Annotated in this window: 21 protein-coding genes; 11 read left to right on the top strand and 10 right to left on the bottom strand. The window is 71.0% G+C overall.

Annotated elements, in window-relative coordinates; translation table 11 throughout:
* The 9 genes from ABZ826_RS07775 to ABZ826_RS07815 form a co-directional block, all read left to right on the top strand.
* Positions 1-1625: peptidase C14 (locus ABZ826_RS07775; RefSeq protein ID WP_361443843.1), on the top strand; the 1625-nt coding region annotated here is incomplete at its 5' end.
* Positions 1626-1731: 106 nt separating this feature from the next.
* Positions 1732-2988, top strand: a complete 1257-nt coding sequence (locus tag ABZ826_RS07780; protein ID WP_361443846.1) for a Gfo/Idh/MocA family oxidoreductase — start codon at positions 1732-1734, stop codon at positions 2986-2988.
* 211 nt (positions 2989-3199) lie between these two features.
* Entirely contained in the window at positions 3200-4456 is a 1257-nt protein-coding gene (locus ABZ826_RS07785) for an extracellular solute-binding protein (RefSeq protein ID WP_361443849.1), read from the top strand.
* Between the two features lie 108 nt (positions 4457-4564).
* Positions 4565-5470: a sugar ABC transporter permease gene (locus ABZ826_RS07790; RefSeq protein WP_361443852.1), complete on the top strand. Its 906-nt coding sequence runs from the start codon at positions 4565-4567 to the stop codon at positions 5468-5470.
* A 131-nt stretch (positions 5471-5601) separates the two neighbouring features.
* The gene (locus tag ABZ826_RS07795; protein WP_361444364.1) at positions 5602-6420 is read left to right on the top strand and encodes a carbohydrate ABC transporter permease; all 819 of its coding nucleotides are present in this window, start codon (positions 5602-5604) and stop codon (positions 6418-6420) included.
* 6 nt (positions 6421-6426) lie between these two features.
* The gene (locus ABZ826_RS07800; protein WP_361443855.1) at positions 6427-7455 is read left to right on the top strand and encodes an NAD-dependent epimerase/dehydratase family protein; all 1029 of its coding nucleotides are present in this window, start codon (positions 6427-6429) and stop codon (positions 7453-7455) included.
* Positions 7456-7463: 8 nt separating this feature from the next.
* On the top strand, positions 7464-8519 hold the full coding sequence (locus ABZ826_RS07805) for a dihydrodipicolinate synthase family protein (RefSeq protein WP_361443858.1): 1056 nt from the start codon (positions 7464-7466) through the stop codon (positions 8517-8519).
* On the top strand, positions 8503-9525 hold the full coding sequence (locus ABZ826_RS07810; RefSeq protein ID WP_361443860.1) for a hydroxyacid dehydrogenase: 1023 nt from the start codon (positions 8503-8505) through the stop codon (positions 9523-9525). The genes ABZ826_RS07805 and ABZ826_RS07810 overlap by 17 nt, the downstream gene beginning before the upstream one ends.
* A gap of 39 nt (positions 9526-9564) precedes the next feature.
* A complete protein-coding gene (locus ABZ826_RS07815; RefSeq protein ID WP_361443862.1) occupies positions 9565-10413 on the top strand; it encodes a fumarylacetoacetate hydrolase family protein in 849 nt (282 codons plus the stop codon).
* Positions 10414-10437: 24 nt separating this feature from the next.
* Here ABZ826_RS07815 and ABZ826_RS07820 read toward each other — a convergent pair whose 3' ends face one another.
* From ABZ826_RS07820 to ABZ826_RS07840, 5 genes are all read right to left on the bottom strand, one after another.
* A complete protein-coding gene (locus ABZ826_RS07820; RefSeq protein ID WP_361443864.1) occupies positions 10438-12144 on the bottom strand; it encodes an NAD(P)/FAD-dependent oxidoreductase in 1707 nt (568 codons plus the stop codon).
* Positions 12145-12436: 292 nt separating this feature from the next.
* On the bottom strand, positions 12437-13234 hold the full coding sequence (locus tag ABZ826_RS07825) for a carbon-nitrogen hydrolase family protein (RefSeq protein WP_361443867.1): 798 nt from the start codon (positions 13232-13234) through the stop codon (positions 12437-12439).
* Between the two features lie 336 nt (positions 13235-13570).
* Positions 13571-14026 carry an Lrp/AsnC family transcriptional regulator gene (locus ABZ826_RS07830; protein WP_351083545.1) on the bottom strand — a complete coding sequence of 152 codons (456 nt, stop codon included), beginning with the start codon at positions 14024-14026 and terminating at the stop codon, positions 13571-13573.
* 111 nt (positions 14027-14137) lie between these two features.
* On the bottom strand, positions 14138-15595 hold the full coding sequence (locus ABZ826_RS07835) for an aldehyde dehydrogenase family protein (RefSeq protein WP_361443870.1): 1458 nt from the start codon (positions 15593-15595) through the stop codon (positions 14138-14140).
* Between the two features lie 195 nt (positions 15596-15790).
* Positions 15791-17257 carry a GuaB1 family IMP dehydrogenase-related protein gene (locus ABZ826_RS07840; protein ID WP_361443873.1) on the bottom strand — a complete coding sequence of 489 codons (1467 nt, stop codon included), beginning with the start codon at positions 17255-17257 and terminating at the stop codon, positions 15791-15793.
* 304 nt (positions 17258-17561) lie between these two features.
* Here ABZ826_RS07840 and ABZ826_RS07845 point away from each other — a divergent pair, with 304 nt between their 5' ends.
* Positions 17562-18584: a terpene cyclase gene (locus tag ABZ826_RS07845; RefSeq protein WP_361443876.1), complete on the top strand. Its 1023-nt coding sequence runs from the start codon at positions 17562-17564 to the stop codon at positions 18582-18584.
* 106 nt (positions 18585-18690) lie between these two features.
* Here the strand turns inward: ABZ826_RS07845 and ABZ826_RS07850 are convergent, their stop codons facing one another.
* The 4 genes from ABZ826_RS07850 to fmt form a co-directional block, all read right to left on the bottom strand.
* Positions 18691-19707, bottom strand: coding sequence for a sugar-binding domain-containing protein (locus ABZ826_RS07850; protein ID WP_361444367.1), 1017 nt, complete (start codon positions 19705-19707; stop codon positions 18691-18693).
* 151 nt (positions 19708-19858) lie between these two features.
* Positions 19859-20542 carry a ribulose-phosphate 3-epimerase gene (rpe, locus tag ABZ826_RS07855; protein ID WP_361443879.1) on the bottom strand — a complete coding sequence of 228 codons (684 nt, stop codon included), beginning with the start codon at positions 20540-20542 and terminating at the stop codon, positions 19859-19861.
* A gap of 187 nt (positions 20543-20729) precedes the next feature.
* Positions 20730-22163 carry a transcription antitermination factor NusB gene (locus tag ABZ826_RS07860; RefSeq protein ID WP_361443882.1) on the bottom strand — a complete coding sequence of 478 codons (1434 nt, stop codon included), beginning with the start codon at positions 22161-22163 and terminating at the stop codon, positions 20730-20732.
* Between the two features lie 343 nt (positions 22164-22506).
* The gene (gene fmt / locus ABZ826_RS07865) at positions 22507-23439 is read right to left on the bottom strand and encodes a methionyl-tRNA formyltransferase (protein WP_361443885.1); all 933 of its coding nucleotides are present in this window, start codon (positions 23437-23439) and stop codon (positions 22507-22509) included.
* Positions 23440-23668: 229 nt separating this feature from the next.
* On the opposite strand from fmt, the gene ABZ826_RS07870 reads away from it, so the two are divergent.
* A complete protein-coding gene (locus ABZ826_RS07870; RefSeq protein WP_361443888.1) occupies positions 23669-24217 on the top strand; it encodes a hypothetical protein in 549 nt (182 codons plus the stop codon).
* Positions 24218-24314: 97 nt separating this feature from the next.
* On the opposite strand, the gene ABZ826_RS07875 is transcribed toward ABZ826_RS07870, so the two are convergent.
* A complete protein-coding gene (locus tag ABZ826_RS07875) occupies positions 24315-26459 on the bottom strand; it encodes a primosomal protein N' (protein WP_361443891.1) in 2145 nt (714 codons plus the stop codon).
* Between the last annotated feature and the right edge of the window lie 106 nt (positions 26460-26565).

The following is a 26565-nucleotide window of genomic DNA, read 5'->3' on the forward strand; positions in this document are numbered from 1 at the left end:
ACCGCATACGCACCGAAGGCATCGAGAAGAACACCCACGACAACCCCTTCGGCGCCGTCCTCTCCTTCCGCGGCACCGTCACCGACACCACCGTCGAACACACCCTGGGCGCGGCGATGCCGGACCTCTCGGACCTGTTCGAGGTGGGCGACTCGTCGAAGTTCGCCGTCGGCCAGTGGTGGGCAGTGGAGATCAACGCCCTGGCGGGGAAGTACGAGAAGGAGATCCAGCGCCTCGTCCAGGTCACCGACGTCGTCGACTCGACGCACATCCGGGTCAACTACCAGATCGGCTGGGACCTGGCCGCCGGCCGCACCCTCACCTGGACCCGGATCGAGCCCGTCGACCGCGCCCATGTCCGCAACATGGTCTTCGAGGGCTGGGGCGACGACGAGATGACCGGCTCGCACCCGGTCGCGTACGAGTACGCGGTCCGCTGCGACGTCTCCGGCATCGAGGCGATCGGCACCTTCTGGCCGGTCGTGATGCGCCGCTGGTGCACGTGCTACCGCACCGAGCAGTGCTCGCTGACCAACCCCAAGTCCGTCACGTACGGCGGCGCGGGCTACCTCACCCAGCAGATCTACTGTCTGTACGGGCACGTCGAGGACTGTCACACCTCCAACGCCCGCCATCTCAACGACTTCACGGCCTCCGCCTACTGCTACGTCACCAACTGCCACGGCGACGGCGACGACGAGGGCCCGTTCGTGACGCACGGCCAGTTCGAGCACGACCTCGTCTACACCGGCAACTCCGGCCTGATGACGTTCGCCAACTCCGGTGCCGCCTGGGGCGGCAGGGCCAAGCGGATCACCGTCCGCAGACACGCCTGCTCCTGGTTCGTCGCCCGGGTCAAGATCACCGATCTGACACTGGAAGACGTCCTGGTCATCGGCAAGAAGTCCCTGGCCGGCTCCGGCATGCTCTGGGTCAACGCCGACGGTGTGCAGATGCGCGGCTGCACGGCCACCGGCCCGCTGATCGTCTCTCAGGCATCGGACCTGTCCGCCCGCCCCAATGTGATCGCCGACTCCTCGTTCGCGTTCGCCGCGGGCGCGGAGATATCCCAGGCCAATGTGACCGCGCCGCTCACCCTGCAGCGCAACACGCTGAAGGGCGTCGACGGCGCGGTCTTCAACGGCACCGGCCCACTCGTCCTGGACCAGTGCACCCTGACCGGCTCCAAGGACACCGCCCCGGTCTCGCTCGCACACGCCGACATCACCGTCCTCGGCGGTGAACTCCGCGACTCCGGGCTGAAGCTGGCCTCGTCCAAGGACCAGCGACTGCGCGTCGACGGCACGCGGCTGACCGGCACCAACAAGGACGGCGCCCTGCTGTCCCGCACCGGCTCCGGACGGACCGTCGACTGGCAGCTGACCGGTCTCGACTCGACCGCGCCCAAGGGCACCGCCCATGTGCTGGTCACCGAGGGCCCCAACCGTTACCGGGCCACCGGCTCCACCTTCACCGGCGGCCGGCTCGAACTGCGGCCCGCGGCGTTCGCCGGCACCACCAGCCATCTGCTGCACACCGGCTGCGTCGAGAACGGCACCGAACGCACCGCGCTGCCCGACGAGGGCGACCGGGTCGCCCACACCGCGGCCACACTGCGCTTCTGACCACTTGGGGCTTTTCGTTCGGATCACGCCGGGCCCGCGCAGTCCGCTCCCCGATCCGGCCCGAGCCGAACGAAAAGCCCCACCCCATCGAGTACCAGGGATTCCCGTGTCCACGCATACCCCGATCACCGGCCGGCCCGTACGGGTCGCGCTCGTCGGCGCCGGCAACCGCGGTCTGACGTACGCCGAGTGGATCAAGGCGCACCCCGAGCGCGCCGAACTGGTCGCCGTCGCCGATCCGCGCCCCGCGGCGCGGGCCGCCGCCGGCGCACCCGTCGAGTTCGACGACTGGCGGCCGCTCGTCGACAGCCGCATCGCCGACGCCGTCGTCGTGGCCACCCAGGACCGCTTCCACGTGGAGCCGGTACTGGCCCTGGCCGAGGCCGGATACGCGATCCTCGCCGAGAAGCCGCTCGCCCCGACCGAGGACGAGACCCGGCGGATCGTCGAGGGTGTGGAGCGGGCCGGGGTGCTCTTCGCCGTGTGCCACGTCATGCGGTACACGCCGTACACCGATCTGGTGAAGGAGGTCGTGGACTCCGGCGTGCTCGGTCAGTTGGTCTCCCTCGACCATCTGGAGCCGGTCGGCTGGTGGCACTACGCCCACAGCTATGTACGCGGGCCGTGGCGCAGCGAGAAGGACTCTTCCCCGATGCTGCTCGCCAAGTCCTGCCACGACCTGGACTGGATCACGTACGTCATGGGCGGCCGGATCGAACAGGTCACGAGCTTCGGCGGGCTGAAGCACTTCCGGCCGGAGAACGCTCCGGCCGGGTCCGCCGACCGCTGTCTGGACTGTGCGGTCGAGTCCGACTGCCCGTACAGCGCGCTGAAGCTGTACATGCCGACGCTGCGCGAGAAGGGCGCCGTCTGGCCGGTCACCCATGTCACCGAGGCGACCGACGAGGCCGGTCTCGTGCGGGCGCTGCGCGAGGGGCCGTACGGCGTCTGCGCGTACCGCAGCGACAACGACGTGGTCGACCACCAGGTCCTGGCGATGCAGCTGACGGACGGGGTGACCGCCACGTTCCAGATGGTGGCCTTCACCGAGCAGACGCACCGGCAGACCCGGATCTTCGGCTCGCACGGCTGGCTCATCGGTGACGGCGAGCGGGTCACCGTGCAGGACTTCCGGACCGGCGAGTCCACCGTCCACGAACTCGGCGCGTCCGGGTCGAACGCGGCCGACGGGCACGGTGGCGGGGACGCCGCGCTCGTGGAGGCGTTCGTCACCGCCGTCGCCACGGGTGACGCCGGGGCCGTCCGCTCCGGTCCCGGCACCTCGCTCGGCAGCCATCTCGCGGCGTTCGCCGCGGAACGTGCCCGGCACACCGGCACCGTCCAAACGGTGCCGACCGCATGACGCCCCCTGAAGGGTCTGTCGTTCGGACCAGGCCGGGCTCGCGGGGTCCGGCACCCACGTCTGCCGCGTTGTCGTCAATCACCAACGCTCCGCGTTGCCTCAATCCTCCGCCTTGCAGCCGCACGCACCGAACCCCGCTCCCTGATCCGGCCTGATCCGAACGACAGACCCTCTTCCCCTTCCCACCCTCACGTCCTCGGAGGACCACCTCATGTCCCGTCTCCTCACCCGCCGTTCCAGAGTGCGCGCCGTCGCCGCCCCCGTCCTCGCCACCGCCCTCGCCGCCGGCGTGCTGGCCGGCTGCTCCGGCAGCGGCAGCGACGACAACACCGTCACCATGTGGACCTACCCCGTCATCTTCGACGAGGCCAAGAACAAGGCCTACTGGGACGGTCTGGTCAAGGCGTTCGAGAAGAAGCACTCGGGCGTCAAGGTGAAGGTGGAGACCTTCCCGTGGGCCAACCGCGACACCGCGCTGGCCACCGCGATCGCCTCCGGCAAGGGCCCGGACGCGGTCTACCTGATCCCGGACCAGCTGCCGAAGTACGCCAAGAGCATCGTCCCGGCCGACGACTACATGCCGGCCGACGCCAAGTCGGACTACACGGACTTCGCGCTGAAGTCCGTCACGGTCGACGGCAAGGCGCTCGCCACCCCGATCCTGACCAGCGCCAACCCGCTGATCTGCGACAAGCGAGTGTTCGCCGCGATCGGCGAGAAGACCTACCCGACGAGCTGGGCGGACCTGGAGGCGCTGGCCCCGAAGCTGAAGGAGAAGGGCTACTACGCCACCAGCTACAGCGGTGACACCCAGCAGACGCTCAACATGACCTTCTACCCGCTGCTGTGGCAGGCCGGCGGCGACGTCTTCTCCGAGGACGGCAAGAACGTCACCTTCAACGACGCGGCCGGCGTCAAGGCCCTGACGTACCTGAAGAAGCTCGTCGACGGCGGCTACACCGACAGGGACCTGGTCACCACCACACCCAAGCTGGAGCAGACCCCCACCGCCAAGGGCAAGATCGCCTGCACCTGGCAGAACACCCCGGCGGACGTCGAGCCGTTCTGGGGCAAGGAGAACATCGTCGTCCAGCCGCCGCTGAAGGACGTCGAGTCGGTCGGCTACGGCACCGTGGGCGCCCTGTCGATGCTGAAGGGCGCCGACAAGAAGAACACCGGCGACTGGCTGAACTTCGTCGCCGAGTCGAAGAACGCGGCCGGTCTGCAGAAGGCCGCGGGCTACTTCCCCGCCCGCAAGTCCGGTGGCGACCTGTACCCGGACGACGCGCTGCAGACGGCGGTCGGCGCGACGCTGCCGAGCATGACCGTGGGTCCGCTCCAGGACAAGGCCCGTGAGGTCCAGGGCGTGCTCGCACCGGAGATCCAGGCGGCTCTGCTGGGCAAGAAGAGCCCGCAGGAGGCGCTGAACGCCGCGCAGAAGGCCGCGCAGGCGATGCTCGGCCGCTGATCACGCGCGGGGCCGGGGTCCGGCCGCACCCGGACCCCGGCCCCGCGCCCCCTGGGGAGCACGCTCCCCCGAGCCCCCGCAATTCCCCCGTACCGCAAGGAGATCCCCGTGGCAGTCGTCGCGGAACCCACCCGCCGGGGCCGTCGCAGCGGGCCGCAGGCGCGCCGCGAGGCCCGGATCGGCCTGCTCTTCGTCCTTCCGTGTTTCCTGCTCTTCCTCGCCTTCCGCTTCGGTCCGGGCGTCGCCGGTGTGCTGATGAGCTTCACCGACTACTCCCTGACCGGCGGCGGCAGCTTCATCGGGCTCGACAACTTCACCCGCCTGTGGGACGACCCGCTGTTCTGGCAGGCGCTGAAGGTCACGGTCCTCTACACCGTGCTCGCGGTGCCGGGCACGCTCATCGCGTCGGTGTCCCTGGCCCTGATCACCCGCCGCGCGTTCCGCGGCGCCAAGTTCTTCCGCTCGGTGTTCTTCCTGCCGGTGGTCACCTCGCTGGTGCTGGCCGCCACCGTCTTCGTCTGGATCTTCTCGACCGGCGGCCCGTGGTCCACCCTGATGGGCTGGTTCGGGATGTCCGAGGGCTCCTGGCTCTCCGACGACGTGCTGGTGCTGCCCGCGCTCGCGCTCGTCGGAGTCTGGTCCCGCTTCGGGTACGGGATGCTCATCCTGCTGGCCCGAATGCAGGACATTCCGCGCGAGCTGGAGGAAGCCGCCCTCACCGATGGCGCGGGCCCCTGGCAGCGGTTCCGCTACATCGTGCTGCCGCAGCTCAAGCCCGCCCTGTTCTTCCTCGGCGTGATCGAGACGACGGCCTCGTTCCAGGTCTTCGACGCGGTCTACACCATGACCGGCGGCGGCCCCGCCAACGCCAGCTACACGCTCGTCTTCCAGCTCTACGACGCGGGCTTCAAGTACTTCGACCTGGGTTACGCCTCCGCCATCGGCGTCGCGCTCTTCGCGCTGACCGTGGTGGTCGCGGTGATCCAGCGGCTCGTGATCGGGAAGGACCAGTGACCATGACCGCAGCACCCGTAGAGACCGAGACCCCGCCCGTCAGCAAGGCCCCCGCGACACCCGACCGGGCCGCGCGGCGCGCCGAACGCGCACTGCGCAAGCTGTCGGAACAGGACACCGTCCCGCACGGCATGCGCCCCACCCGGGCCGGCCGGATCGGGCGCGCCGTGCTGCTCACGGTGGCCGCGATCGTGACGATCTTCCCGTTCTACGCGATGGTCGTGCTCTCCCTGAAGCCGTCCGCGGCAGTCGAGTTCCCCGGCAGTCTGCTGCCGTGGCCGCTGACCGGCGAGGCGTACGACACCGTCATGAACGCCCAGGACGTGCCGCGCTGGCTGGTCAACACGCTGGTCTACTCGGTCGTCTCGGTCGTCGGCGTACTGCTGCTCGCCTCGCTCGCCGGGTACGCGTTCGCCAAGAAGCGCTTCCCGGGCCGGGAGACGATGTTCTGGTCGTTCCTGTCGATGGTGATGGTCCCCTACCACGTCACGATGATCCCCACGTTCGCGATGATCGCGAAGCTGGGCGGCGTGGACACCTACTGGGGCCTGATCGTGCCGACCCTGGCCAATGCCCAGGCGGTGTTCCTGATGCGGCAGTTCATCCAGGGACTGCCGGACGAACTCTTCGAGGCCGCCCGGCTGGACGGCTGCAACGAGTGGCAGATCTTCTACCGCATCGTGCTGCCGCTGCTGAAGCCGATCCTCGCCACGCTCGGCGTCTTCGTCTTCCTGTGGCACTGGAACGACTTCCTGTGGCCGCTGGTCATCGGCCAGTCCACCGACATGCGCACCCTCACCGTCGGCATCGCCTCGCTCCAGCAGCAGAACGTGCCGCTCAATGTGGTGCTCTCCGGCTCCGTCATCGCGTTCGTGCCCATCTTTGCCGCGTACATGGTGGGCCAGCGCTACTTCACCGAGGGCGTCACCGCGTCCGGAATCAAGGGATAGCTACGAATGTTCACCGATGAGGCCGCTCTGGAAGAGCGGCTCGCCACCCCCTCCCCCGCGCTCGTCGCCGACCTCGGCCGCCTCGAAGGCGATCTGCTGGTGCTCGGCGCCGGCGGCAAGATGGGCCCCAGCCTGTGCAAGCTGGCCCGCCGGGCGCTGGACGCCGCGGGCCGCAGCGATGTGACCGTGTACGCGGTCTCCCGCTGGTCCGACAAGTCCGCCGCCGACGCACTGGAGGCGGCCGGGGTCTCCACCGTCGCCTTCGACCTGATGGACCCGGCCGCCGATCTGGCCGAGCTGCCCGACGCCGGGAACATCGTCTTCATGGTCGGCGCCAAGTTCGGCTCCGCCGGGGCGCCCTCGCACGCCTGGGCCGTGAACGCGGCGATGCCGGACCGGGTGGCGCGCCGCTGGCCGGGCTCGCGGATCGCCGCGTTCTCCACCGGCAACGTGTACCCGCTGGTGCCGGTCTCCTCCGGCGGCTGCACCGAGAGCGACCCGGTCGGCCCGGTCGGCGAGTACGCCATGTCGTGCCTGGGCCGCGAGCGGATGTTCGACCACGCGGCGCTGACCCGGGGCACCCGGGTCGCCAACATCCGGCTCAACTACGCGGTCGACCTGCGCTACGGCGTCCTCGCCGACATCGCCGATCGCGTACAGGTGGGCGAGCCGGTCGATGTGACGACCGGTCACGCCAATGTGGTGTGGCAGGGGTACGCCAACGAGGTCGCGCTGCGTTCCCTGCTGCACGCCACCGGCGGCGAGGCGTTCACCCTCAACCTGACCGGACCCGAGACCGCGTCGGTGCGCCGCATCGCTCAGTGGTTCGGCGAGGAGTTCGACCGGGAACCGGTCCTCGCCGGCGAGGAGGCACCCACCGCGCTGCTCTCCGACGCGAGCCGCTGCCACGCCCTCTTCGGCTATCCGGATGTCGCGCTGCGCACCCTCGTCGAGTGGCAGGCCGACTGGCTGCGCCGCGGGCTGCCGGTGTCCGGCAAGCCCACCAAGTTCCAGGTCCGTGACGGAAGGTTCTGATCCACTCCATGTCCACTCCCTCCCTCCTGTCCACCCCCGCCCTGGACGCGCTGGCCCGCGGTGCCGTGATCCCCGCCCACCCGCTGGCCCTGCACGCCGACGGCTCCTTCGACGAGCGCCGGCAGCGCGCGCTGACCCGCTACTACCTCGCCTCCGGCGCGGGCGGGGTCGCCGTCGCCGTCCACACCACACAGTTCGAGATCCGGGAACCGGAGGTCGGTCTGTTCCGGCCGGTCCTGGAGCTGGCCGCCGAGACGATCGACGCTGAGGCCGGCCGGCCGTTCATCAAGGTCGCCGGGGCCTGCGGGTACACCGCACAGGCCGTCGCCGAGGCCGAGACCGCAGCCGCGCTCGGCTACGACGCGGTGCTGCTCAGCCCGGCCGTGCCCGGCGCGGACGAGAAGGGGCTGCTGGACCGGGCCAGGGCCGTCGGCGAAGTGCTGCCGGTGATCGGCTTCTACCTCCAGGAGGCCGTGGGCGGGCGGTACCTGTCGCCGGGCTTCTGGTCCGCGTTCACCGATCTGCCGAACACGGTCGCGGTGAAGATCGCCCCGTTCGACCGGTACCGCACGGCCGATGTCGTACGGGCGGTGGCCGCCGCGGACCGCGCCGACGAGGTGGCGCTGTACACCGGCAACGACGACGACATCGTCGGTGATCTGCTCACCCCGTACGAGACGGCGGGCGGCACGCCCCGTTGGTTCGCGGGCGGACTTCTCGGCCAGTGGGCCGTGTGGACGAGCTCCGCGGTGACGCTCCTCGACGACGTGCGCAGGGCGCGCGGCGGGGACCACGAGGCGATGGTGCGCGCTCTGACCCGTCGCTCCGAGCTGACCGATGCCAACAGCGCGGTCTTCGATGTGCGCGGCGCGTTCCGCGGCTGCATCGCCGGGGTGCACGAAGTGCTGCGTCGCCAGGGGTTGTTGGCGAACATCCGGTGCCTTGACCCGGCCGAGACGCTCTCCCCCGGACAGGCCGAGGAGATCAGCCGGGTGGCTGCGGCCTACCCTTGGCTGACCGATGACGCCTTCGTTGCGGAGCACCTCGATGCCTGGCTCTCCTGATCCTGCCGATCGCTCCCGGGTGGTCGTCGCCGTACCGCCGGACCTGCGGGCCCAGTTCTTCACCGCCGAGGTCTGGCGGGAGCTGGCACGCGCGGCGGAGCTGACGGTCCTGGACGACCACTGGGACCGGGCGGCGGTGGCCGCGGCGCTGCCCGGCGCCCGCGCGCTGATCACCTCGTGGCGCGCGCCCAGGGTGGACGCCGGACTCCTCGCATCGGCCGACCGGTTGGAGCTGGTGGCACACACCGGTTCGGCGGTCGCGCCCTATGTCACCGAGGAGGTGTTCCGGCGGGGCATCCTGGTCACCCAGGCGGGGGACGAGATGGCCCGCCCGGTCGCCGAGGTGGCTCTGGCGTTCACGCTCACGCTGCTCCACCGCGTCCAGCGCTTCGACCACGCCCTGCGCGGCGGGCTGGAGTGGGCGGCGGCGAGCGAGGCCCCGCCGCGCCACGAGATCCACGGCAGCGACATCGGCGTGATCGGCGCCTCCCGCACCGGACGTGCCTACATCGCCCTGGCACGAGCGATGGGGGCGCGGGTCGGCGTCACCGACCCGTACCTCTCCGCCGCGGACGCCGAGGCGCTCGGCGTGGAGTGCGTGCCTCTGGAGACGCTGCTGTCCCGCAGCAGGATCGTGGCCGTGCACGCGCCGGTCACCGAGGGGACCCACCGGATGATCGGCGCCGAACAGCTGGCGTTGATGCCGGACGGGGCGGGCCTGGTGAACACCGCCAGGTCGTGGCTGGTCGACGAGGACGCGCTCCTCGCCGAGCTGTCGACCGGACGGCTGGACGCGGCGATCGATGTCTTCGACGCCGAGCCGCTGCCCGTCGGCCACCCCTTCCGTTCCCTGCCGAACGTGCTGCTCACCCCGCACCAGGCGGCGGGCAGTGTCGAGTGCCGGCGGCGGCTCGGCACGAGCGCGGTCGACGAGGTGCTGCGGCTGCTGGCCGGGCGTCCCCCGGTCCACGCCGTCACGATCGACGCCCTCACGCGCCTGCACTGAGTATCCCCACCCCCGTACCCATCAGGAGAATTCACCTTCATGCGACTGATGCGCATCGGCGAGCCGGGCCACGAGCGCCCGGTCCTCGTCTGCCCCGAAGGCCGTCACCACGACCTGTCCGGCATCACCGACGACATCGACGGCGCGTTCCTCGCCGCGCTCGCGGACAATCCGCACCTGGTCCCCGCCGAGCCGGCGCTCCCCGGGATCGACATCACCGGTCAGCGGATCGGCGCCCCGGTGGCCCGCCCCTCCGCGCTGCTCTGCATCGGCCAGAACTACGCGGCCCACGCGGCGGAGTCGGGCAGCGAGCCGCCCGAGCAGCCGATCCTGTTCTACAAGTCGCCGAACACGATCGTCGGTCCGTACGACGACGTGCTGATCCCGCGCGGCTCGAAGAAGACGGACTGGGAGGTGGAGCTGGCCGTCGTCATCGGCCGCCGCGCCTCCTACCTGGACTCCCCTGCCGACGCCGCCGCGCACATCGCGGGATACGCCGTCAGTAACGACGTCTCCGAGCGCGCCTTCCAGCTGGAGGAGTCGGGCGGCCAGTGGTCCAAGGGCAAGAGCTGCGCCACGTTCAACCCGCTGGGCCCGGTGCTGGTGACGGCCGACGAGGTCGGCGACCCGCAGCGGCTGCGGCTGCGCAGCCATGTGAACGGGGAGCCGCGGCAGGACTCCAGCACCGCGGACATGATCTTCAGCGTGGCGCATCTGGTGCACCATCTGTCGCAGTACCTGGTGCTGGAGCCCGGCGACATCATCAACACCGGTACTCCGCAGGGGGTGGCGCTGTCGGGCCGGTTCCCCTACCTGGGCCCGGACGATGTGATGGAGGTCGAGATCTCGGGCCTCGGCCGGCAGCGCAGTGTCTGCCGGCCCGCCTAGCACCGAACGGGTCGCGAACCAGCCTCAGTCCTCCGGGAGTTCGACCGGGGCGATGTCGTCGAAGACGTCGCCGGGGCCGGGGTTCGTCGGATCGGTCGCGCCGCCGAACCGGGTCATCACACCCCAGACGGCGTTGAGCGCGGTCTGTACGGCGCCCTCGGCCCATCCGGCCGTCCAGGAGATGTCGTCGCCCGCGAGGAACAGCCCCCGCCGGTCGGCGGGCAGCCGGTCCTGCATGAAGTGGGTGAACAGCCGCCGCTGGTAGCGGTAGTGGCCCGGCAGATTTGCCTTGAACGCCCCCATGAACCAGGGCTCGTTCTCCCACGAGACCGTCACCGGGTTGCCGATGATGTGCTTCCTGATGTCGACGTCGGGATAGATCTCGCCGAGCGACTTCAGCATGACGTCCATGCGCTCGTTCGGGGAGAGCGGCAGCCACTTCAGGCTGTCGTCGCACCAGGTGTACGAGAGGCAGATGACGGCCGGCTCGTCGGGGCCGTCATCCAGGAGGTACGTGCCGCGGGTCATCCGGTCGGTGAGCGTCATCGACATGGTGTCCCGCCCGGTCGGCGCGCCTTTGTCGTCCACCGCCGCGTCCAGCCAGAACGGCCGGTCGACGGGCACGAACAGCTTGGACGACTCCATGTAGTGGGTGCGCTCCATCGCCGTCCAGTGGTCGATCGGGAAGAGCGCGTCGTCACAGTCGATCTTCGAGAGCAGCAGCCAGGACTGCCCGGTGAAGATCGCGGCCGGGTACGTGCGGATGTCACCCGTGGCGTCGGCGACGGTGATCCGGTTCCCGGCGGTGCGGGTCAGCCGGGTCACGGCGGGGCGGGGTTCTCCGCCGTGCAGCGAGGACAGCGAGGTACCGAGCGGCCAGTGGACGATCTTGTGCGGTTCGCGGTCCCAGAGCCGCAGCGGAAGCTGCTGGCTGCCGCCGACGATGCCCCGGTGGTGGTCGTCCGCCTCGGTGTAGACGACGCGCAGGATCTCCAAGATGGAGTTGGGGAAGTCGGTGTCCCAGCCGCCGGTGCCGAAGCCGACCTGCCCGAAGATCTCCCGGTGCCGGAACGACTTGAAGGCGTCGGAGTCGCAGAGGAATCCGTAGAAGGTCTGGTTGTCGAGCTTGCGGACGAGCTCCGCCCAGATCTCCCGGATGCGCGGCACATCGCGTTCGCGCATCGCGCGGTTCATGTCGGAGAAGTCGGCGCCCTCCTCCAGGCACCGGTTCCAGGCGTCCATCACATCGCGGTAGACCTGCGGCAGATCGTCGATGGTCCGCGCGTAGTGCGACTCGCCCTTGAGGTCGACGACGGTCGACGGGGTGGCCGGGGAGAGCGGGTTGGGGAACGGCCTGGTCTCCAGGCCCACCAGATCGATGTAGTGCTGGAGCGCGGTGGACGACGGCGGGAAGCGCATCGCGCCCATCTCCGCGGTGAGCTGCGGGTCGCAGCCGTCGAATCCGACGGTGCGCAGCCGCCCGCCGATCCGGTCCGCCTCGTAGACGACGGGCTTGAGCCCCATCTTCATCAGCTCGTACGCGGCGACGATGCCGGAGAGCCCGCCGCCGATGACGGCGACCTCGGTGCCGTGCTCGGTCGCCGGTATCTGCCCGATGCCCGCGGGGTGGGCCAGGAAGTCGTCGTACGCGTAGGGGAAGTCCGGCCCGAACATGGTGATCGGCTCGGCGGCGTCGGTGTGCTGGACGGCGTTGGGCACCGTGGACGTCATGGGGTACGGACTCCTTGCACGAAAAAAAGGGGGTGGAACGGGGCGGCGGGCTCAGAGCCTGTCGGGTGGCCTTCGATCGGACAGCGGACGCGGACGCGGTCTGGTGCGTGCGATTCCAAGGCGCCGGGATGTCCTCGGACGGGGTCTCCCCTGCTCGAACGAAGCCGAGAGCTCGGGGATGGAGCTACCAGGGCATTTCGGCAACGCGGGAGGGGGTCCCCCTGGCCCTCAAGGCCTTGGGGGAGTGCATGCCGGGGCGTGGCCGCCCGATCAGAGGCCGCCCGACAGGCTCTCAGACGAGGGAGCCGTACAGACCGGGGCGACGGTCGCTCAGGTACGGGTTGGCGGCGCGCGACGCGCTCAGGAACTCGGGGTCGACCTCACCGATGACCAGTTCCTCACCACGTCCGGCACGGGTGCGGACGGTGCCGTCGGGGCCGGCCAGACAGCTCAGTCCGACGAACTCGAACTCCCCTTCCGGTCCGGTCCTGTTGACGTACGCCACATACAGCTGGTTCTCGAAGGCGCGGACCGGTACGACGGACTCGGCGACGAACTGGAAGGGGTGCATCTGCGCGGTGGGCACCAGCAGCAGATCGGTGCCGGCGAGGGCGTGCGAGCGGACGTTCTCCGGGAACTCGACGTCGTAGCAGATCATGATCCCGACGTGGACGCCGTCCAGTTCGGCCTGGACCACGGTCTGCTCGCCCGGGGTGAACCACTCCTGCTCGAAGCAGCCGAAGAGATGGGTCTTGCGGTAGTTCGCGAGCGCGGCCCCGTCCGGTCCGACGAGCTGCGCGGCGTTGAAGATCTTCTCGCCCGCGCGCTCCGCGTAGCCGTAGAGGACCGCGAGACCGTGCCGTGCGGCGATCCCGGCGACGGCGTGGGCCGACGGCCCGTCGGCCGGCTCGGCCAGCCGGGGCACGTCGGCACCGATCGCGTATCCGGTGAGGAACAGTTCGGGACAGACCAGCAGGCGGGCCCCGGCGTCCGCCGCGCGCCGCGCGGCTTCGTCGAGCACCTTGATGTTCTCGTCCACATGGCCGGGTCGTCCGGAACTCTGGAGCAGGGCGGTGCGCAACGGCGGCATGGCTGACCTCGGGCGGTGCGGGCTGGGCGGGGACGTATCGAAGGTACGGTCCCCCGCTCGGCCCGGACAAGGCGCGACTGTTGCGCGTACACCGTCGATCCATTGCGCTCCGACGGCCTGCCGCGGCGATTCATTGCGCAGGACGTCTTCGCAGGTCAGCTGGGTGACGCAGGTCTCATTCCCGCAATGTCCCACCCCGCACGCCCAAGCCGCCCCGCAGGACCGGTCCCCGCCCGGCACGCCTCGGGACCGCCCGTGCGCCCCGGTCCGACCGGCACGCCTCGGGCCCGTCCGGCGACGGCGGACGGGGCGGCCGTCGCCGGATGCCCCGCACCCCTATCCCGGCGACCCCGACGAATACCGCCGCAGCAGCGGCGAGAGCACCAGCACGGACTTCGTCCGCTCCACGTACGGCTCTCCGGCGATCCGTTCGAGCACCTGCTCGAAGTGGCGCATGTCCGCGGCGAAGACCTGCACGATCGCATCCGCCTCCCCCGTCACCGTGGAGGCCGATGCGATCTCCGGGTACCGCGCCAGTCCCTGTTTGATCGCCTCCGGCGAGGTGTTGCGGCTGCAGTAGATCTCGATGAAACCCTCGGTCTCCCAGCCCAGCGCGGCCGGGTCCACCCGCACCGTGAAGCCGGTGATGGCGCCCTCGGCGCGCAGGCGGTCGACGCGGCGTTTCACGGCGGGCGCGGACAGGCCGATGATCGCGCCGATGTCCGCGTAGGAGCGCCGGGCGTCTTCGGCGAGGGCGTGGACGATGCGTTCGTCGAGGTCGTTCAGGCGCACTTCGGGCGGTTCACTTCTCTGCGATGGTCTGCTCCGGGGGCGACGTGGGCCGCCCCCGAAGTAGACCACGGCGCCGCCCCGCCGGGCGCGCTCACCGCATCCGGTGACCGGTCAGAACGGGAACTGCGAGCGGCCGTGCTGGACCGAGATCCACTTCTGGGTGGTGAAGGCCTCGACCATCGACTCGCCGTTCAGCCGGCCGAGGCCGGAGCTCTTCTCGCCGCCGAACGGGACGATGGGCTCGTCGTGGACCGTGCCGTCGTTGATGTGGATCATGCCGGTGTGGATGCGCCGGCCGATCCGTACACCGCGCTCGATGTCGCCCGTGTGCACCGCGCCGCTCAGACCGTACGGGGTGTCGTTGGCGATCCGTACCGCCTCGTCCTCCCCGTCGAACGGCACGAGGAGCGCGACCGGTCCGAAGATCTCCTGGGACAGGACGGGGGAATCGGCGGCCAGACCGGTGAGCACGGACGGGCTCACCAGATTGCCTTCCGTCCGACCGTGCAGCAGGGCCGTCGCGCCGGCCTCGACGGTCTGGTCGACGAGCGAGGAAATGGCCTCGGCCTGGGAGGAGTTGATCAGCGGGCCGATCACGGTCCGCGGGTCGGCCGGGTCACCGACCGGTAGCGACGCGACCTTGGCCACGAACTTCTCGGTGAACTCCTTCTCCACCGCCCGGTCGACCAGGATACGGTTCGCGGCCATGCAGACCTGGCCCTGGTGCACGTAACGGCTGAACACGGCCGCGTCCACGGCGTAGTCCAGATCGGCGTCGTCGAGGACGATGAGTGCGCTGTTGCCGCCGAGTTCGAGCACGGCGCGCTTGAGGTGCGCCGCGCACACCGTGGCGACGTGCCGTCCCACCTTGTCCGAGCCGGTGAAGGAGATGACCTGCGGAACGGGGTGCTCCAGCAGCGCGTCACCGATCTCGGCGATATCGGTGACCACGACGTTCAGGAGCCCGGCCGGCAGCCCCGCCTCCTCGAACACCTTGGCCACCAGCGTGCCGCCGCAGACCGGGGTGTTCTGGTGCGGCTTGAGCACCACGGCGTTGCCGAGCGCCAGCGCGGGGGCGACCGACTTCAGCGACAGCAGGAACGGGAAGTTGAAGGGGCTGATGACACCCACCACGCCGACGGGCACCCGGTAGACACGGTTCTCCTTGCCCTCGGTCGGCGAGGGCAGGATCTGCCCGGCGGGCCGCAGCGCGAGCTGGATCGACTCCCGCAGGAACTCCTTGACGAGATGCAGCTCGAAGGCGGCCTTCAGCCGGGTACCGCCGAGTTCCGCGACGATCGCGTCGCTGATCTCGGACTCGCGCTCCTCGACGATGCGCAGCGCCCGCTCCAGCACCAGCCGACGGGTGTACGGGTTGGTGTCGCCCCATGCCCGCTGGGCGGCCTCGGCGGACCGGTACGCCTGGTCCACCTCCTCGGCCGTGGCGACCGTGATCGAGGCGAGCTTCTCCCCGTTGTACGGATTGAAGTCGATGATGTCCCAGGAGCCCTTGCCCGGCCTCCACTCTCCGTCGATGTACTGATGGGCCAGGTCGGTGAAGAAGGACATGAGATCCCTTACCGCAGAGAGGCGGGCAGCTGATTGCGCTTCATATTACTTACATTTCAATGGGGTTGAAGCGGATCACCACGGGATCCGAGGGCCGGAATCGGACATCCCCGATGTCCGAGGACGCCCGAGAACGACGTTGCCCCCCACGGCGCGAACGGCCGTGAGGGGCAAGAGTGGTGCGAAAGCGCGGGATCAGCTCCAGCTGGCGTGCAGCGGCTTGCCCTCGGCGTAGCCGGCGGCGCTCTGCACCCCGACGACGGCCTTCTCGGCGAACTCCTCCAGGGAGGCCGCCCCGGCGTAGGTGCAGGAGGAGCGGACGCCCGCGATGATCGAGTCGATCAGGTCCTCGACGCCGGGCCGGGCCGGGTCGAGGAACATCCGCGAGGTGGAGATGCCCTCCTCGAAGAGCGCCTTGCGGGCGCGGTCGTACGCCGACTCGTCCGACGTGCGGTTCTTCACCGCACGCGCGGAGGCCATGCCGAAGGACTCCTTGTAGAAGCGGCCGTCGGCGGACTGCTGGAGGTCGCCCGGCGACTCGTACGTACCGGCGAACCAGGAACCGATCATCACGTTGGACGCGCCCGCGGCGAGCGCCATCGCGACATCGCGCGGGTGACGGACGCCGCCGTCGGCCCAGACGTGCTTGCCGTACTTCTTCGCCTCGGCGGCGCACTCCAGGACGGCGGAGAACTGCGGGCGCCCCACGCCGGTCATCATCCGGGTGGTACACATGGCGCCGGGGCCGACACCGACCTTGATGATGTCCGCGCCAGCCTCGACGAGGTCGCGCACACCCGCGGCGGCGACGATGTTGCCCGCGACGATCGGCACCTGCGGGTCGAGCGCCCGGACGGCCCTGACCGCGTTGATCATGGACTCCTGGTGGCCGTGGGCGGTGTCCACGACGAGTGTGTCGACACCCGCGTCGAGCAGTTGCTTGGCCTTGCCCGCGACATCGCCGTTGATCCCCACGGCCGCGGCGATCCGCAGCGCACCGTCGGCGTCGGTGGCGGGGGTGTACAGAGTGGCGCGCAGTGCGGCCTTACGAGTGAGGATGCCGACGAGCCGGCCGTCCGCGTCGACCGCGGGGGCGAGCTTGCGGTGGGCGCCGTCGAGCTTGTTGAACGCGTCGCGCGGGTCGATGTCCGCGTCGAGCAGCACCAGGTCCCTGGACATGACCTCGGACAGCTGGGTGAAGCGGTCGACGCCGGTCAGGTCGTGATCGGTGACGACACCGACGGGGCGCCGGTCCTCGTCGACGACGACGCCCGCGCCGTGCGCGCGCTTGGGCAGCAGGGACAGCGCGTCGGCGACCGTCTGGCCCGGGGTCAGCACGATCGGCGTGTCCAGCACCAGGTGGCGCGTTTTCACCCAGGAGACGACATCGGTGACGACCTCGATCGGGATGTCCTGGGGGATGACGACGAGCCCGCCGCGACGGGCGACCGTTTCGGCCATCCGGCGGCCCGCGATGGCCGTCATGTTCGCGACGACGAGCGGAATGGTGGTGCCTGTGCCGTCGGGCGCGGAGAGATCGACACCCTGGCGAGAACCGACCGCCGAACGGCCCGGAACCATGAAGACATCGTCGTACGTGAGGTCGTACGGGACCGAAGGGGACTCTGTGTAGCGACCGGTGCCGGGCTCAAGAAAACGCATAAGCTCATTTATTCATACGAAACGGAGCAGGTCGCTTCCACGAAGACACAGCAAACGACCCCCGCGCTCGTATGTTCCTCCAAGGGAACCGCGGGAGTCCGGGGCAAGTGGAACCTGCCTTGCTCACGGACCCTACCCGAACGGCGTGCGAATCATTCGCGATCATCTTCCCTGGACCTGGCGACAAAGGGTCGGGTAGCTTCAAACCCGCAGGTCCCGTGGGTCACCACTGCGCCCCGGAGGAACAGGCGGAGAGGTCACAACTTCCGTCACCCGTACGACCGGAGAGGATCACGACCCACCCGTGGAGAGCGAACTGCCGGACATCTACTGCCCGTTCCCCCAGCGGACGAATCCGCACGTCGGGCACACCCGAGTCCACCTCGACAGCTGGATCCGCAACACCGGTCTGGTGCACCGTGATTCAGCCAGGAAGCGCTTCGAGCAAGCGGACTTCGGCGCGTTCGTCGGCATGGTGTACCCGACCGCCGACGGCAAGAACCTCGACCTCGTCGCCGACTGGTTCGTGTGGCTGTTCCTCGTCGACGACCAGCTCGACGACGGACATCTCGGCCGCAGCCCCGAGCGGGTACGTGATGTGGTCGCGGTGATGTGTTCCGTGATCGAGGGCAAGGGCACGGGCACCCTGCCGGACGAGGACCTTCCCGCCGCCGTGGTGGCCCTGGTCGATCTGTGGGAACGGACGATGCCGACCGCGGCCGCGCACTGGCGCACCCGGTTCGGCTGGCACCTGACCACGTACCTCACCACGACCACCACCTGGGAGGCCGGGAACCGGGCGGCGGGCGTGGTGCCGTCCGAGGAGACCTACATCGCCAAGCGCCGCCACACCGGCGCGATACATGTCTGCATGGACCTGATAGAGATCGTGGCCGGGATCGAGGCTCCCGAGTCGATCCACAACGACTCCCGGTTCATCACCGCGCTCGAAGCGTCGTGCAATGTCGTGTGCTGGGCCAACGACGTGTACTCGTACGAGAAGGAACAGGTGCTCGGCGAGATCCACAATCTCGTCCATCTGGTCCGTCACCACCGCGGATACGGCAAGCAGGAGGCGCTCGCACACGTCTGCGCGGAGATCGCCGCGGAGACGGAGCGGTTCCTCACCGCCGAGGCCGAGCTGCTGGCCGCGTACCCGCAGCTTTCCTGGATGCTCACGCCGTACCTGGACGGGATGCGGAGCTGGATGCGCGGCAATCTGGACTGGTCGCGGCAGACGCCCCGCTACAACCCCGCCGATGTGAGCCAGTACAGCGCGCCGGAGCAGTACCTGGAGTCGACGGTCCTGGGCGCGGCCCGGGACTGACCCGCCGGGCAGGAATCCCGCCCGGACGGCTCATCGGCTGTCCGGGCCGGTCCCGCGCGTCGGGCGGGGACGGTACGGATCACCGCCACCGCCCACTCGGAGGAGCTCAGTCCCCGTCCGGGTCCGCGCGCTCCAGGGCGGGCCGCCGCGGCGCCGCCGACTCGGTCAGCAGATAGTCGGCCGCCGCCGTGTCCGTCACCAGGCTGGTGACCAGACCGGACCGCAGCACCGCCCCGATCGCCGCGGCCTTGCGCTGGCCGCCCGCGATCGCCACCACCTCCGGGATCCGGCGCAGCCGGTCGGCCTCGACCGTGATGCACCGCTCCCCCAGGTCCCGGCCGACCCGCCGCCCCTCCTTGTCGAAGAGGTGCGCGGACATCTCCGCGGCGACGCCGAGCGAGGCGTAGTGCGCCCGCTCCTCGTCCGAGAGCATGTCGTGGACGGTGGAGATGCCCGGCTCCCAGGAACCGATGGAGACCGCGGCGACCGTCACCTTGTCGAAGTACTCGAAGGCACGGGCGATCCCGGTCTGGTGACGCAGCGCGGCGGCCGTGGCCGGGTCGGGCAGCAGCATCGGCGCATAGATCGGGTGGGCCTCGCCGCCGGCCACCTGGGCGGCCCGCCGGACCGCCTCGACCGAGCCGCGCTCCGCCGTTCCCGCGTCGTACACCCCGGTGAGCTGCACGACCGTGCACGGCGGCAGCCGGTCGAGCGCCGCCGCCATGTGGATGGTGGACCGGCCCCAGGCCAGGCCCAGCACATCGCCCTCGTTCACCAGTTCGCCGAGGAGGTCGGCCGCGACCTCCCCCAGATTCTCCGGGTCGGGTGCGTCGTCCTGCTCCTCCGCGGGAGATTCGACGACGACCGCGTGACGCAGCCCGTAGCGAGCTCGGAGAGCGTCGGACCGCTCGGCGTCCAGCTCGGCGGGAACGCGGATCTCGATCCGTACGAGGTCGCGCTCCAGAGCCGTCTCCAGGACCCGGGCCACCTTGAAGCGGCTGACGCCGAACTCCTCGGCGATCTGGATCTTCGACTTTCCTTCGAGGTAGAAGCGGCGGGCCATGGCCGCCGCCTGCACCAGCTCCGCGGGCCCCATCCGCAGGGCGGACCGTCCCGCCGACATTGCAGACACCGCGATCTCCTCACTGCTGTTCACACTCTCGATACGCCGTTCATCCTGTCAGATCCGGCGATCCCTGACCGGTCCCGTCGGACCACGTTCATCTGCCCTTGGCCGGGCCGACCCGTAATCGGGGCCGCGGCAGGTCCCGGCGTCAGTGACGGCACGCCCAGGCCGCCGCGGCGGTGGCCTCGTCCGCCCTGGTTCGCAGTGCGCGCACCGCCTCGGCGGGGTCCCCGGCCCCGTACACCGCCGAGCCGGCGACGAACACGTCCGCGCCGGCGTCGGCACACCGCTCGATCGTGGAGGCGGAGACGCCGCCGTCCACCTGGAGCCACAGTTCGAGTCCGTGCTTGGAGATCAGCTCACGGGTGCGGCGGATCTTCGGCAGCATGATGTCCAGGAACGCCTGGCCGCCGAAGCCCGGCTCCACCGTCATGATCAGCAGCATGTCAAGCTCGGGGAGCAGGTCCTCGTACGGCTCGATGGGCGTGGCGGGCTTGAGCGCCATGGAGGCGCGGGCGCCCTTGGCCCGGATCTCCCGCGCCAGCCGTACCGGGGCGGCGGCGGCCTCCACATGGAAGGTGACGGAACCGGCGCCCGCCTCGACGTACTGAGGCGCCCAGCGGTCCGGGTCCTCGATCATCAGGTGGCAGTCCAGCGGGGTGTCCGTGGCCCGGCTGAGCGATTCCACGATCGGTACGCCGAGGGTCAGGTTGGGCACGAAGTGGTTGTCCATCACGTCGACATGGAGCCAGTCGGCACCTTCGACTGCCTTCGCCTCCTCGGCGAGGCGGGCGAAGTCGGCGGACAAGATGCTGGGATTGATCTGGGCCATGTGCCAAGCCTGCCATGTTCCGCAGCACTTCCCCGCCCTGGTGCGGGCCAAAGCCTCACGGGATCATTACAGTTCGCCGAATCCGGGCCGTCCGGCCGGGCGATCCGGGCTTTTCAGCCCGCGAAGCGCTCTCCGGGGGCGGTGCGGGCCCCGGTGCGAGCGGGCCCGCCTCCCCGTTCCGGCCGATTCAGGCGGTGCGCCGCAGCAGGGCCAGGTACATCGCGTCGGTTCCGTGCAGGTGCGGCCAGAGCTGGACATCGGGGCCTTCGCCGAGCGCCGGCACTCCCGGCATCAGCGGGCGGACGTCGATCCACTCCGCCTCGACCGGCTGCCCGCCGCGCCCCTTGAGCACGTCCTCGACGACGACCCGGGTCTCCGCGAGATGCGGGGAACAGGTCGCGTAGCCGACGACGCCGCCGACCCGTACCGCCTTCATGGCCTCGCGCAGCAGACCGCGCTGCAGCGGGGCGAAGCTCTCCAGATCCTCCGGGCGCCGACGCCACCGGGCCTCCGGGCGGCGGCGCAGCGCGCCGAGGCCCGAGCACGGCACATCCATCAGGACCCGGTCGAAGCTGCCCGGCCGCCACGGCGGGCGGGTGCCGTCGGCAGTGATCACCTGGTACGGGCCGGGGTTGCCGGCCAGCGCGCGCTCGACGAGGCGGGCCCGGTGCGGCTGCTTCTCCGCGGCGAGCAGGGCGGCGCCGCGTTCGGCGGCGAGCGCGCCGAGGAGGGCGGCCTTGCCGCCGGGCCCCGCACAGCCGTCGAGCCACCGGGTGTCGCTGCCCTCCACCGGCGCGGCGGCGAGGGCGGCGGCCACCAGCTGGCTGCCCTCGTCCTGGACCCCGGCGCGACTCTCCCGCACGGCCGTCAGGGCACCGGGCTCGCCGCCCTCCGCCATCCGTACCGCGTAGGGCGACCAGCGGCCGGGCAGGCCGTTCTCGTCGCCGAGAGCGGTGAGCAGCTCGACGGTGGTGGCACGGCCGGGGCGGGCCACCAGGGTGACCTCCGGCCTTTCGTTGTCCGCTTCGAGGAGGTCCTCGATCCCGGCACGGCCACCGCCCAGCGCGTCCCAGAGGGCGGACACGACCCATCGCGGATGCGAGTGCACGACGGCGAGGTGGTCCTCGGCGTCCTCGTCGTAGGCCGGGGCGACGCGCGCGACCCAGCCGTCGAGGTCGTCCGCGGAGACCTTCCGCAGAACGGCGTTGACGAACTTGGCCCGGCCCTCGCCGAGCACCACCCGGGCCAGTTCCACGCTGGCGGAGACCGCGGCATGGGTGGGGATACGGGTGCCGAGCAGCTGGTGCACACCCATGTTGAGCACATCGAGGACCGGCGGGTCGACCTCACGCAGCGGCCGGTCGATGCAGGCCGCGACGATCGCGTCGTACGTCCCCTGGCGACGCAGCGTCCCGTAGACCAGCTCGGTCGCCAGCGCCGCGTCCCGGTTGTCGAAGTCGCCCTTGGCACGGGCCTTCTTCAGGAGCGGGGGCAGTACGAGGTTGGCGTACGCGTCACGTTCGTCGACGGCCCTGAGCGCTTCGAAGGCGAGGAACCGGACGGGGTCCTTCTTGGGACGGCGATGCGGCTTGGCGGGACGGCGACGCTGCTGGTCGTTCACGTGAAAGGTGCTCCGCTGATGATGAGAGGACGAACCCTCCCAGCCTACGTCGCCGCCCCGTCCCCCGGTTTCCCGGTGCGGCGACCCGACCTGAGAGGTCCACCGGCTCGCGAGGCCCGGCAGACCTCTCGGGTCACGGCACCGGGGCACGCGAGCCCGGCAGGATCCGAGCGAGAGACCCTAATGCCGCGACCGGCAGTGTTTGCCCGGAAGGAGCGTCGTCCAGTGCGTGCGATCGCAAGGCGGTCGGAAGTCCTTGTAGCGGAGCTACCAGGGCTTTTGGCCAACGCGGCGAGCGTGCGCGCTGGGCGGCGCGACGGGGCAAAGCTTGCCGGGAGGGGCACTAGCTCCCCAGCAGCTCGCCGTGGACGATCCGCACCCCGCGGGCCCAGTCGGCGGCCCGCATCGGCTTCTTGCCCTGCGGCTGCACCCAGAGCAGCTCGACGGCGTGCGACCCGGTGCCGACGTACACATTGTTCTTGGCGGCGGACAGCTCGCCGGGCGCCAGATCCGCGCGGTCCAGCACGGGCACCGCCTGGATCAGCTTCAGCCGTTCCCCCCGGAACACCGTCCACGCACCGGGAGCGGGCGTGCAGCCGCGCACCACACGATCGACCCGCAGGGCAGGGGCGGACCACTGCACCCGGGCGTCCTCGACGGTGATCTTCGGTGCGAGGGTGACTCCCTCGGCGGGCTGCGGCACGGCGTGCAGCGTGCCGTCCTCGATGCCGTCCATGGTCGCGACGAGCAGCCCGGCACCGGCGAACGCCAGCCGGGTGAGCAGATCACCGCTGGTGTCGATGGGCCGTACCTCTTCGGTGAGGACGCCGTAGACCGGGCCGGAGTCGAGCCCCTCCTCGATCAGGAAGGTCGACGCGCCGGTCACCTCGTCCCCGGCCATGATCGAGTGCTGCACGGGGGCCGCGCCGCGCCAGGCGGGCAGCAGCGAGAAGTGGAGGTTGACCCAGCCGTGGGCGGGTACGTCGAGCGTGACCTTGGGCAGCAGCGCCCCGTAGGCGACGACCGGACAGCAGTCCGGGGCGATCTCCCGCAGCCGCGCCAGGAAGTCCTCGTCGCGCGGCCGGGCGGGCTTGAGCACCTCGATCCCGGCCTCCTCGGCGCGCTCGGCGACAGGGCTGGCGACCAGGCGGCGGCCTCGCCCGGCAGGGGCGTCGGGCCGGGTGACGACTGCGGCCACCTCGTGCCGGTCGGAGGCGATCAGTGCGTCCAGGGCGGGTACGGCTACCTCGGGGGTGCCTGCGAAGACGAGCTTCATGGGTGGCTGACTGCCTCTCAGGCCGAAACGTACGGTGACGAGCAACGCACAAGTCTATGGGCCACGCGACCGGGGGGCGTACGCATCACTGCGCGCCCCTTGGACATGCGCACGCGCCCCTCCAGCGTGACCAGACCCCCGGCTGCCGCGTTGGTCAAGAGAGATTGACCGAAGCGAGCCGCCATGGAGCGGCCCTATCCCTTTCAACGCCGGTTCGAGAGGCTTCTTCATGGCCGACCACGCAACCCACGACGCTCAAGCGCGGGCCAGCCTGCACCTGTTGGTGCGGGACATCGAGCGGGTCCGGCGGCAGGTGGACGCGCTGCGCACGCTCACCGCCCAACTGGGCAACGTCTACCGTCCGCGCCGCTCCGGCCCGTCCACGGGCTTCGTCGTCTACGGCAGGGCCCCGGCCCCCACTGTCAGGCTGGCACAGGAACTGCGCGACAGCGTCGAGACCCTGGTCACCGCAGCGGTGGATTTCGACCGCTCGCTGGGCTTCTCCTGGGACGCGGTGGGCTCCGCGCTCGGAGTCACCAAGCAGGCGGTCCACCGCCGCTACGGCGCTCGCCGCAACACCCGTCAGCCGGGGGCGGCGGAGGCCGTCGCGGAGACCGCGGTGCCGCGCCCACTGCCCGCCGCCCCCGGCCCCTCCAACGCGTCGAGCCTGCCCGTCGTGCCCGCCGCACGCTCCATGCCCCCGCAGCCGTCGGCGGAGCGTCCGACACTGCGCGAGGACCTGCGCCCGGGGGTCTTCCCCGGCCCACGCAACGGCTGACCACCCCACTCCTGCCCCGCCGCGCCCCACGCACGGCGGGGCAGCCGCGTCTCCACGCCCGGCCCCCGGTCGACCCGCGCCCGGCAGCACCTCGCCGTCACCCGATGTCCGGCGGATCCACCCTGATCCGGACCTGTTCACCACTGCCCCGGGACAACCGCGCCGCCTGCGCCGCCTTCAACGCGGCCGCGAGCGCTGCCCCGCACCCCGGAGGGACTCTGAGCAGCGCCCGCTCCCAGGACTCCCCCGGCGGTGCGTCGCCGAACCGGCGGGGCCTGCCGGGTTCGGCACCGGGCACCGGGACCGGGCCGAGCACCTGGGTCTCCGGTGGCAGTTCCGCAGCCGTGAGAAACGCGGCGAGCGCGTCCGGCGAGCCCGTCACCGCGGCCATCCGGGACACCGGCGGAAAGCCGAGCTCGGCGCGCTCCGCCAGCTCGCGGCGGGCGTGTCCGACCGGGTCCCAGCGCACCAGGGCCTGCACCGGCCGCAGCGTCGGTTCGGCGACGATCACCACCGTGCCGCCCTCCGGCTGTCCCCGTACCAGCGAGGCCGCGGCCGTCCAGCGGCGCAGCGCCTCCTCGCCCGCCCGCAGGTCGGGGCGCCCGACCATCGCCCAGCCGTCCAGCAGCAGCGCCGCCGCGTAGCCGCCCTCGGCGACGGGTTCGGCACCCGGCGTGCTGACCACCAGCGCCGGCGCCTGCGGCACCGAATCCAGGATGTGATCGCGGCCCGACGTCCGTACGGGCACGGCGGGGAACGCCCGGCCCAGCTCCTCGGCGGTCCGGCGGGCGCCGACGATGCGGGCCCGCAGCCGATCGGACCCGCAGGCGACACAGTGCCACGCGGTCTCGGCCCGCCCGCACCAGGCACAGTTGAGATCACGTTGGTCCGGTGCCTGCAGCGGTCCGGCGCAGTGCCTGCACCGAGCGGGTTCCCGGCAGCGCTCACAGGCCAGCCGCGGCGCGTAGCCGCGGCGCGGCACCTGGACCAGGACGGGGCCGCTGCGCAGCCCGTCCCGTACCGTCTGCCAGGCCAGACTGGGCAGCCGGGCCGCCCGCGCGGCACCGTCCCGCGCCAGCTCCCCGTCGCCGACCGTCCTCACCAACGGCGCGGCGATCCGCAGCTGCTCCCGGTCCGCACGCAGCGGCAGCGCCCAGCCGCTCTCCACCAGCTGGGCGGCCTCCACGGTGCAGTTCGTACCGCCGAGCAGGAATGCGCACCGGCCGTGCGCCGCCCGTAGTTCGAGCACCTCGCGGACGTGCGGGAAGGGGGCGTGGTCGTCGCTGTGGCTGGAGTCCCCGTCGTCCCAGACGGCGACCAGGCCGAGATCGGTGACGGGCGCGAACATCGCGGCCCTCGTCCCCACGACGGCCCGCACGGAGCCTCGCCGCACGCCGAGCCACTCCCGGTACCGCTTCTCCGGTCCGGAGTCGGCGGTCAGCAGTGCGTGATGCCCCTTGCCGAGCAGTCCGGTGAGCGCGGCATCCACCCGCCCCGCGGTCCGCCCGTCCGGCACGACGACGAGTGCGCCGCGCCCGGAGGCGAGCGTCGCGGCCATGGCCCTGGCGATCTCCTCGGGCCAGTGCGGTCCGGGCAGCGCGGTCCATACGGCCCGGGGCGCACCGCCGCCGGCCAGCGCGCGCAGGAACGCCGGCCCCTGCGCGTACCGTTCCCAGCTCCCCGCCGAGGGCGCGGGGGGCGGTGGCAGGGGGGCGGGCGAGGGCTTGGACTCGGCCCGTCCGTTCCTGGGCGGCACAGCCAGCTGCAGCACATCGGCGAGGCTGCCCGCGTAGCGGTCGGCGACGGCCCGTGCGAGGGTGAGCAGCTCCGGTCCCAGCACCGGTTCCGGCGAAACGACATAGGCGAGCGCGGCGAGGGCTCCCGTGTAGTCCGATTCGGCGAGCCGCTCGACGAGGAATCCGTCGATCAGCCCGCCCCCCTCGCGCCGACCGCCGCGGACATGGCGCGCCCCGGCCCCGAACCGCACCCGCACCCGCACTCCGGGCTGGGCATCGGCGTCCAGCTCCTCGGGCACGGCGTAGTCGAAGTACTGGTCGAGATGGAGCGCGCCCTTGTTGACGAGCACCCGGGCGACGGGCAGCTCCTTGGCGAGCGCGGCGCCGCGCCAGGTCCGGGGCTTGGCCCGCGGCACCTTCGCCTGCCGTACCGTCTCCCGAATCAGCGCAAGCTGCTCCGGGGCCCCGCGCTCGGGGTCCTCGGATCGCTCGTTGTCGCTGCTCACAGCCAAATTCCTACCAGACACCACTGACAAGCGGCCTTGGCGTCCCACCCGGCGGCCCGCACGCACCGGGGCCCGGACACCTTGTGCGGCGTCCGGGCCCCGGCGT

This window comes from Streptomyces sp. NPDC047515 (assembly GCF_040643055.1).
Lineage (GTDB): Bacteria > Actinomycetota > Actinomycetes > Streptomycetales > Streptomycetaceae > Streptomyces.

Excerpts from the sequence above, each read along its gene's own strand:
- ABZ826_RS07815 (WP_361443862.1), top strand. The coding sequence starts at position 9,565 with ATGCGACTGATGCGCATCGGCGAGCCGGGCCACGAGCGCCCGGTCCTC.
- ABZ826_RS07820 (WP_361443864.1), bottom strand. The coding sequence starts at position 12,144 with ATGACGTCCACGGTGCCCAACGCCGTCCAGCACACCGACGCCGCCGAG.
- ABZ826_RS07840 (WP_361443873.1), bottom strand. The coding sequence starts at position 17,257 with ATGCGTTTTCTTGAGCCCGGCACCGGTCGCTACACAGAGTCCCCTTCG.
- rpe (WP_361443879.1), bottom strand. The coding sequence starts at position 20,542 with ATGGCCCAGATCAATCCCAGCATCTTGTCCGCCGACTTCGCCCGCCTC.
- ABZ826_RS07850 (WP_361444367.1), bottom strand. The coding sequence starts at position 19,707 with ATGTCGGCGGGACGGTCCGCCCTGCGGATGGGGCCCGCGGAGCTGGTG.
- ABZ826_RS07810 (WP_361443860.1), top strand. The coding sequence starts at position 8,503 with ATGCCTGGCTCTCCTGATCCTGCCGATCGCTCCCGGGTGGTCGTCGCC.
- ABZ826_RS07795 (WP_361444364.1), top strand. The coding sequence starts at position 5,602 with ATGCGCCCCACCCGGGCCGGCCGGATCGGGCGCGCCGTGCTGCTCACG.
- ABZ826_RS07825 (WP_361443867.1), bottom strand. The coding sequence starts at position 13,234 with ATGCCGCCGTTGCGCACCGCCCTGCTCCAGAGTTCCGGACGACCCGGC.
- ABZ826_RS07800 (WP_361443855.1), top strand. The coding sequence starts at position 6,427 with ATGTTCACCGATGAGGCCGCTCTGGAAGAGCGGCTCGCCACCCCCTCC.
- ABZ826_RS07805 (WP_361443858.1), top strand. The coding sequence starts at position 7,464 with ATGTCCACTCCCTCCCTCCTGTCCACCCCCGCCCTGGACGCGCTGGCC.
- ABZ826_RS07785 (WP_361443849.1), top strand. The coding sequence starts at position 3,200 with ATGTCCCGTCTCCTCACCCGCCGTTCCAGAGTGCGCGCCGTCGCCGCC.
- ABZ826_RS07835 (WP_361443870.1), bottom strand. The coding sequence starts at position 15,595 with ATGTCCTTCTTCACCGACCTGGCCCATCAGTACATCGACGGAGAGTGG.
- ABZ826_RS07870 (WP_361443888.1), top strand. The coding sequence starts at position 23,669 with ATGGCCGACCACGCAACCCACGACGCTCAAGCGCGGGCCAGCCTGCAC.
- fmt (WP_361443885.1), bottom strand. The coding sequence starts at position 23,439 with ATGAAGCTCGTCTTCGCAGGCACCCCCGAGGTAGCCGTACCCGCCCTG.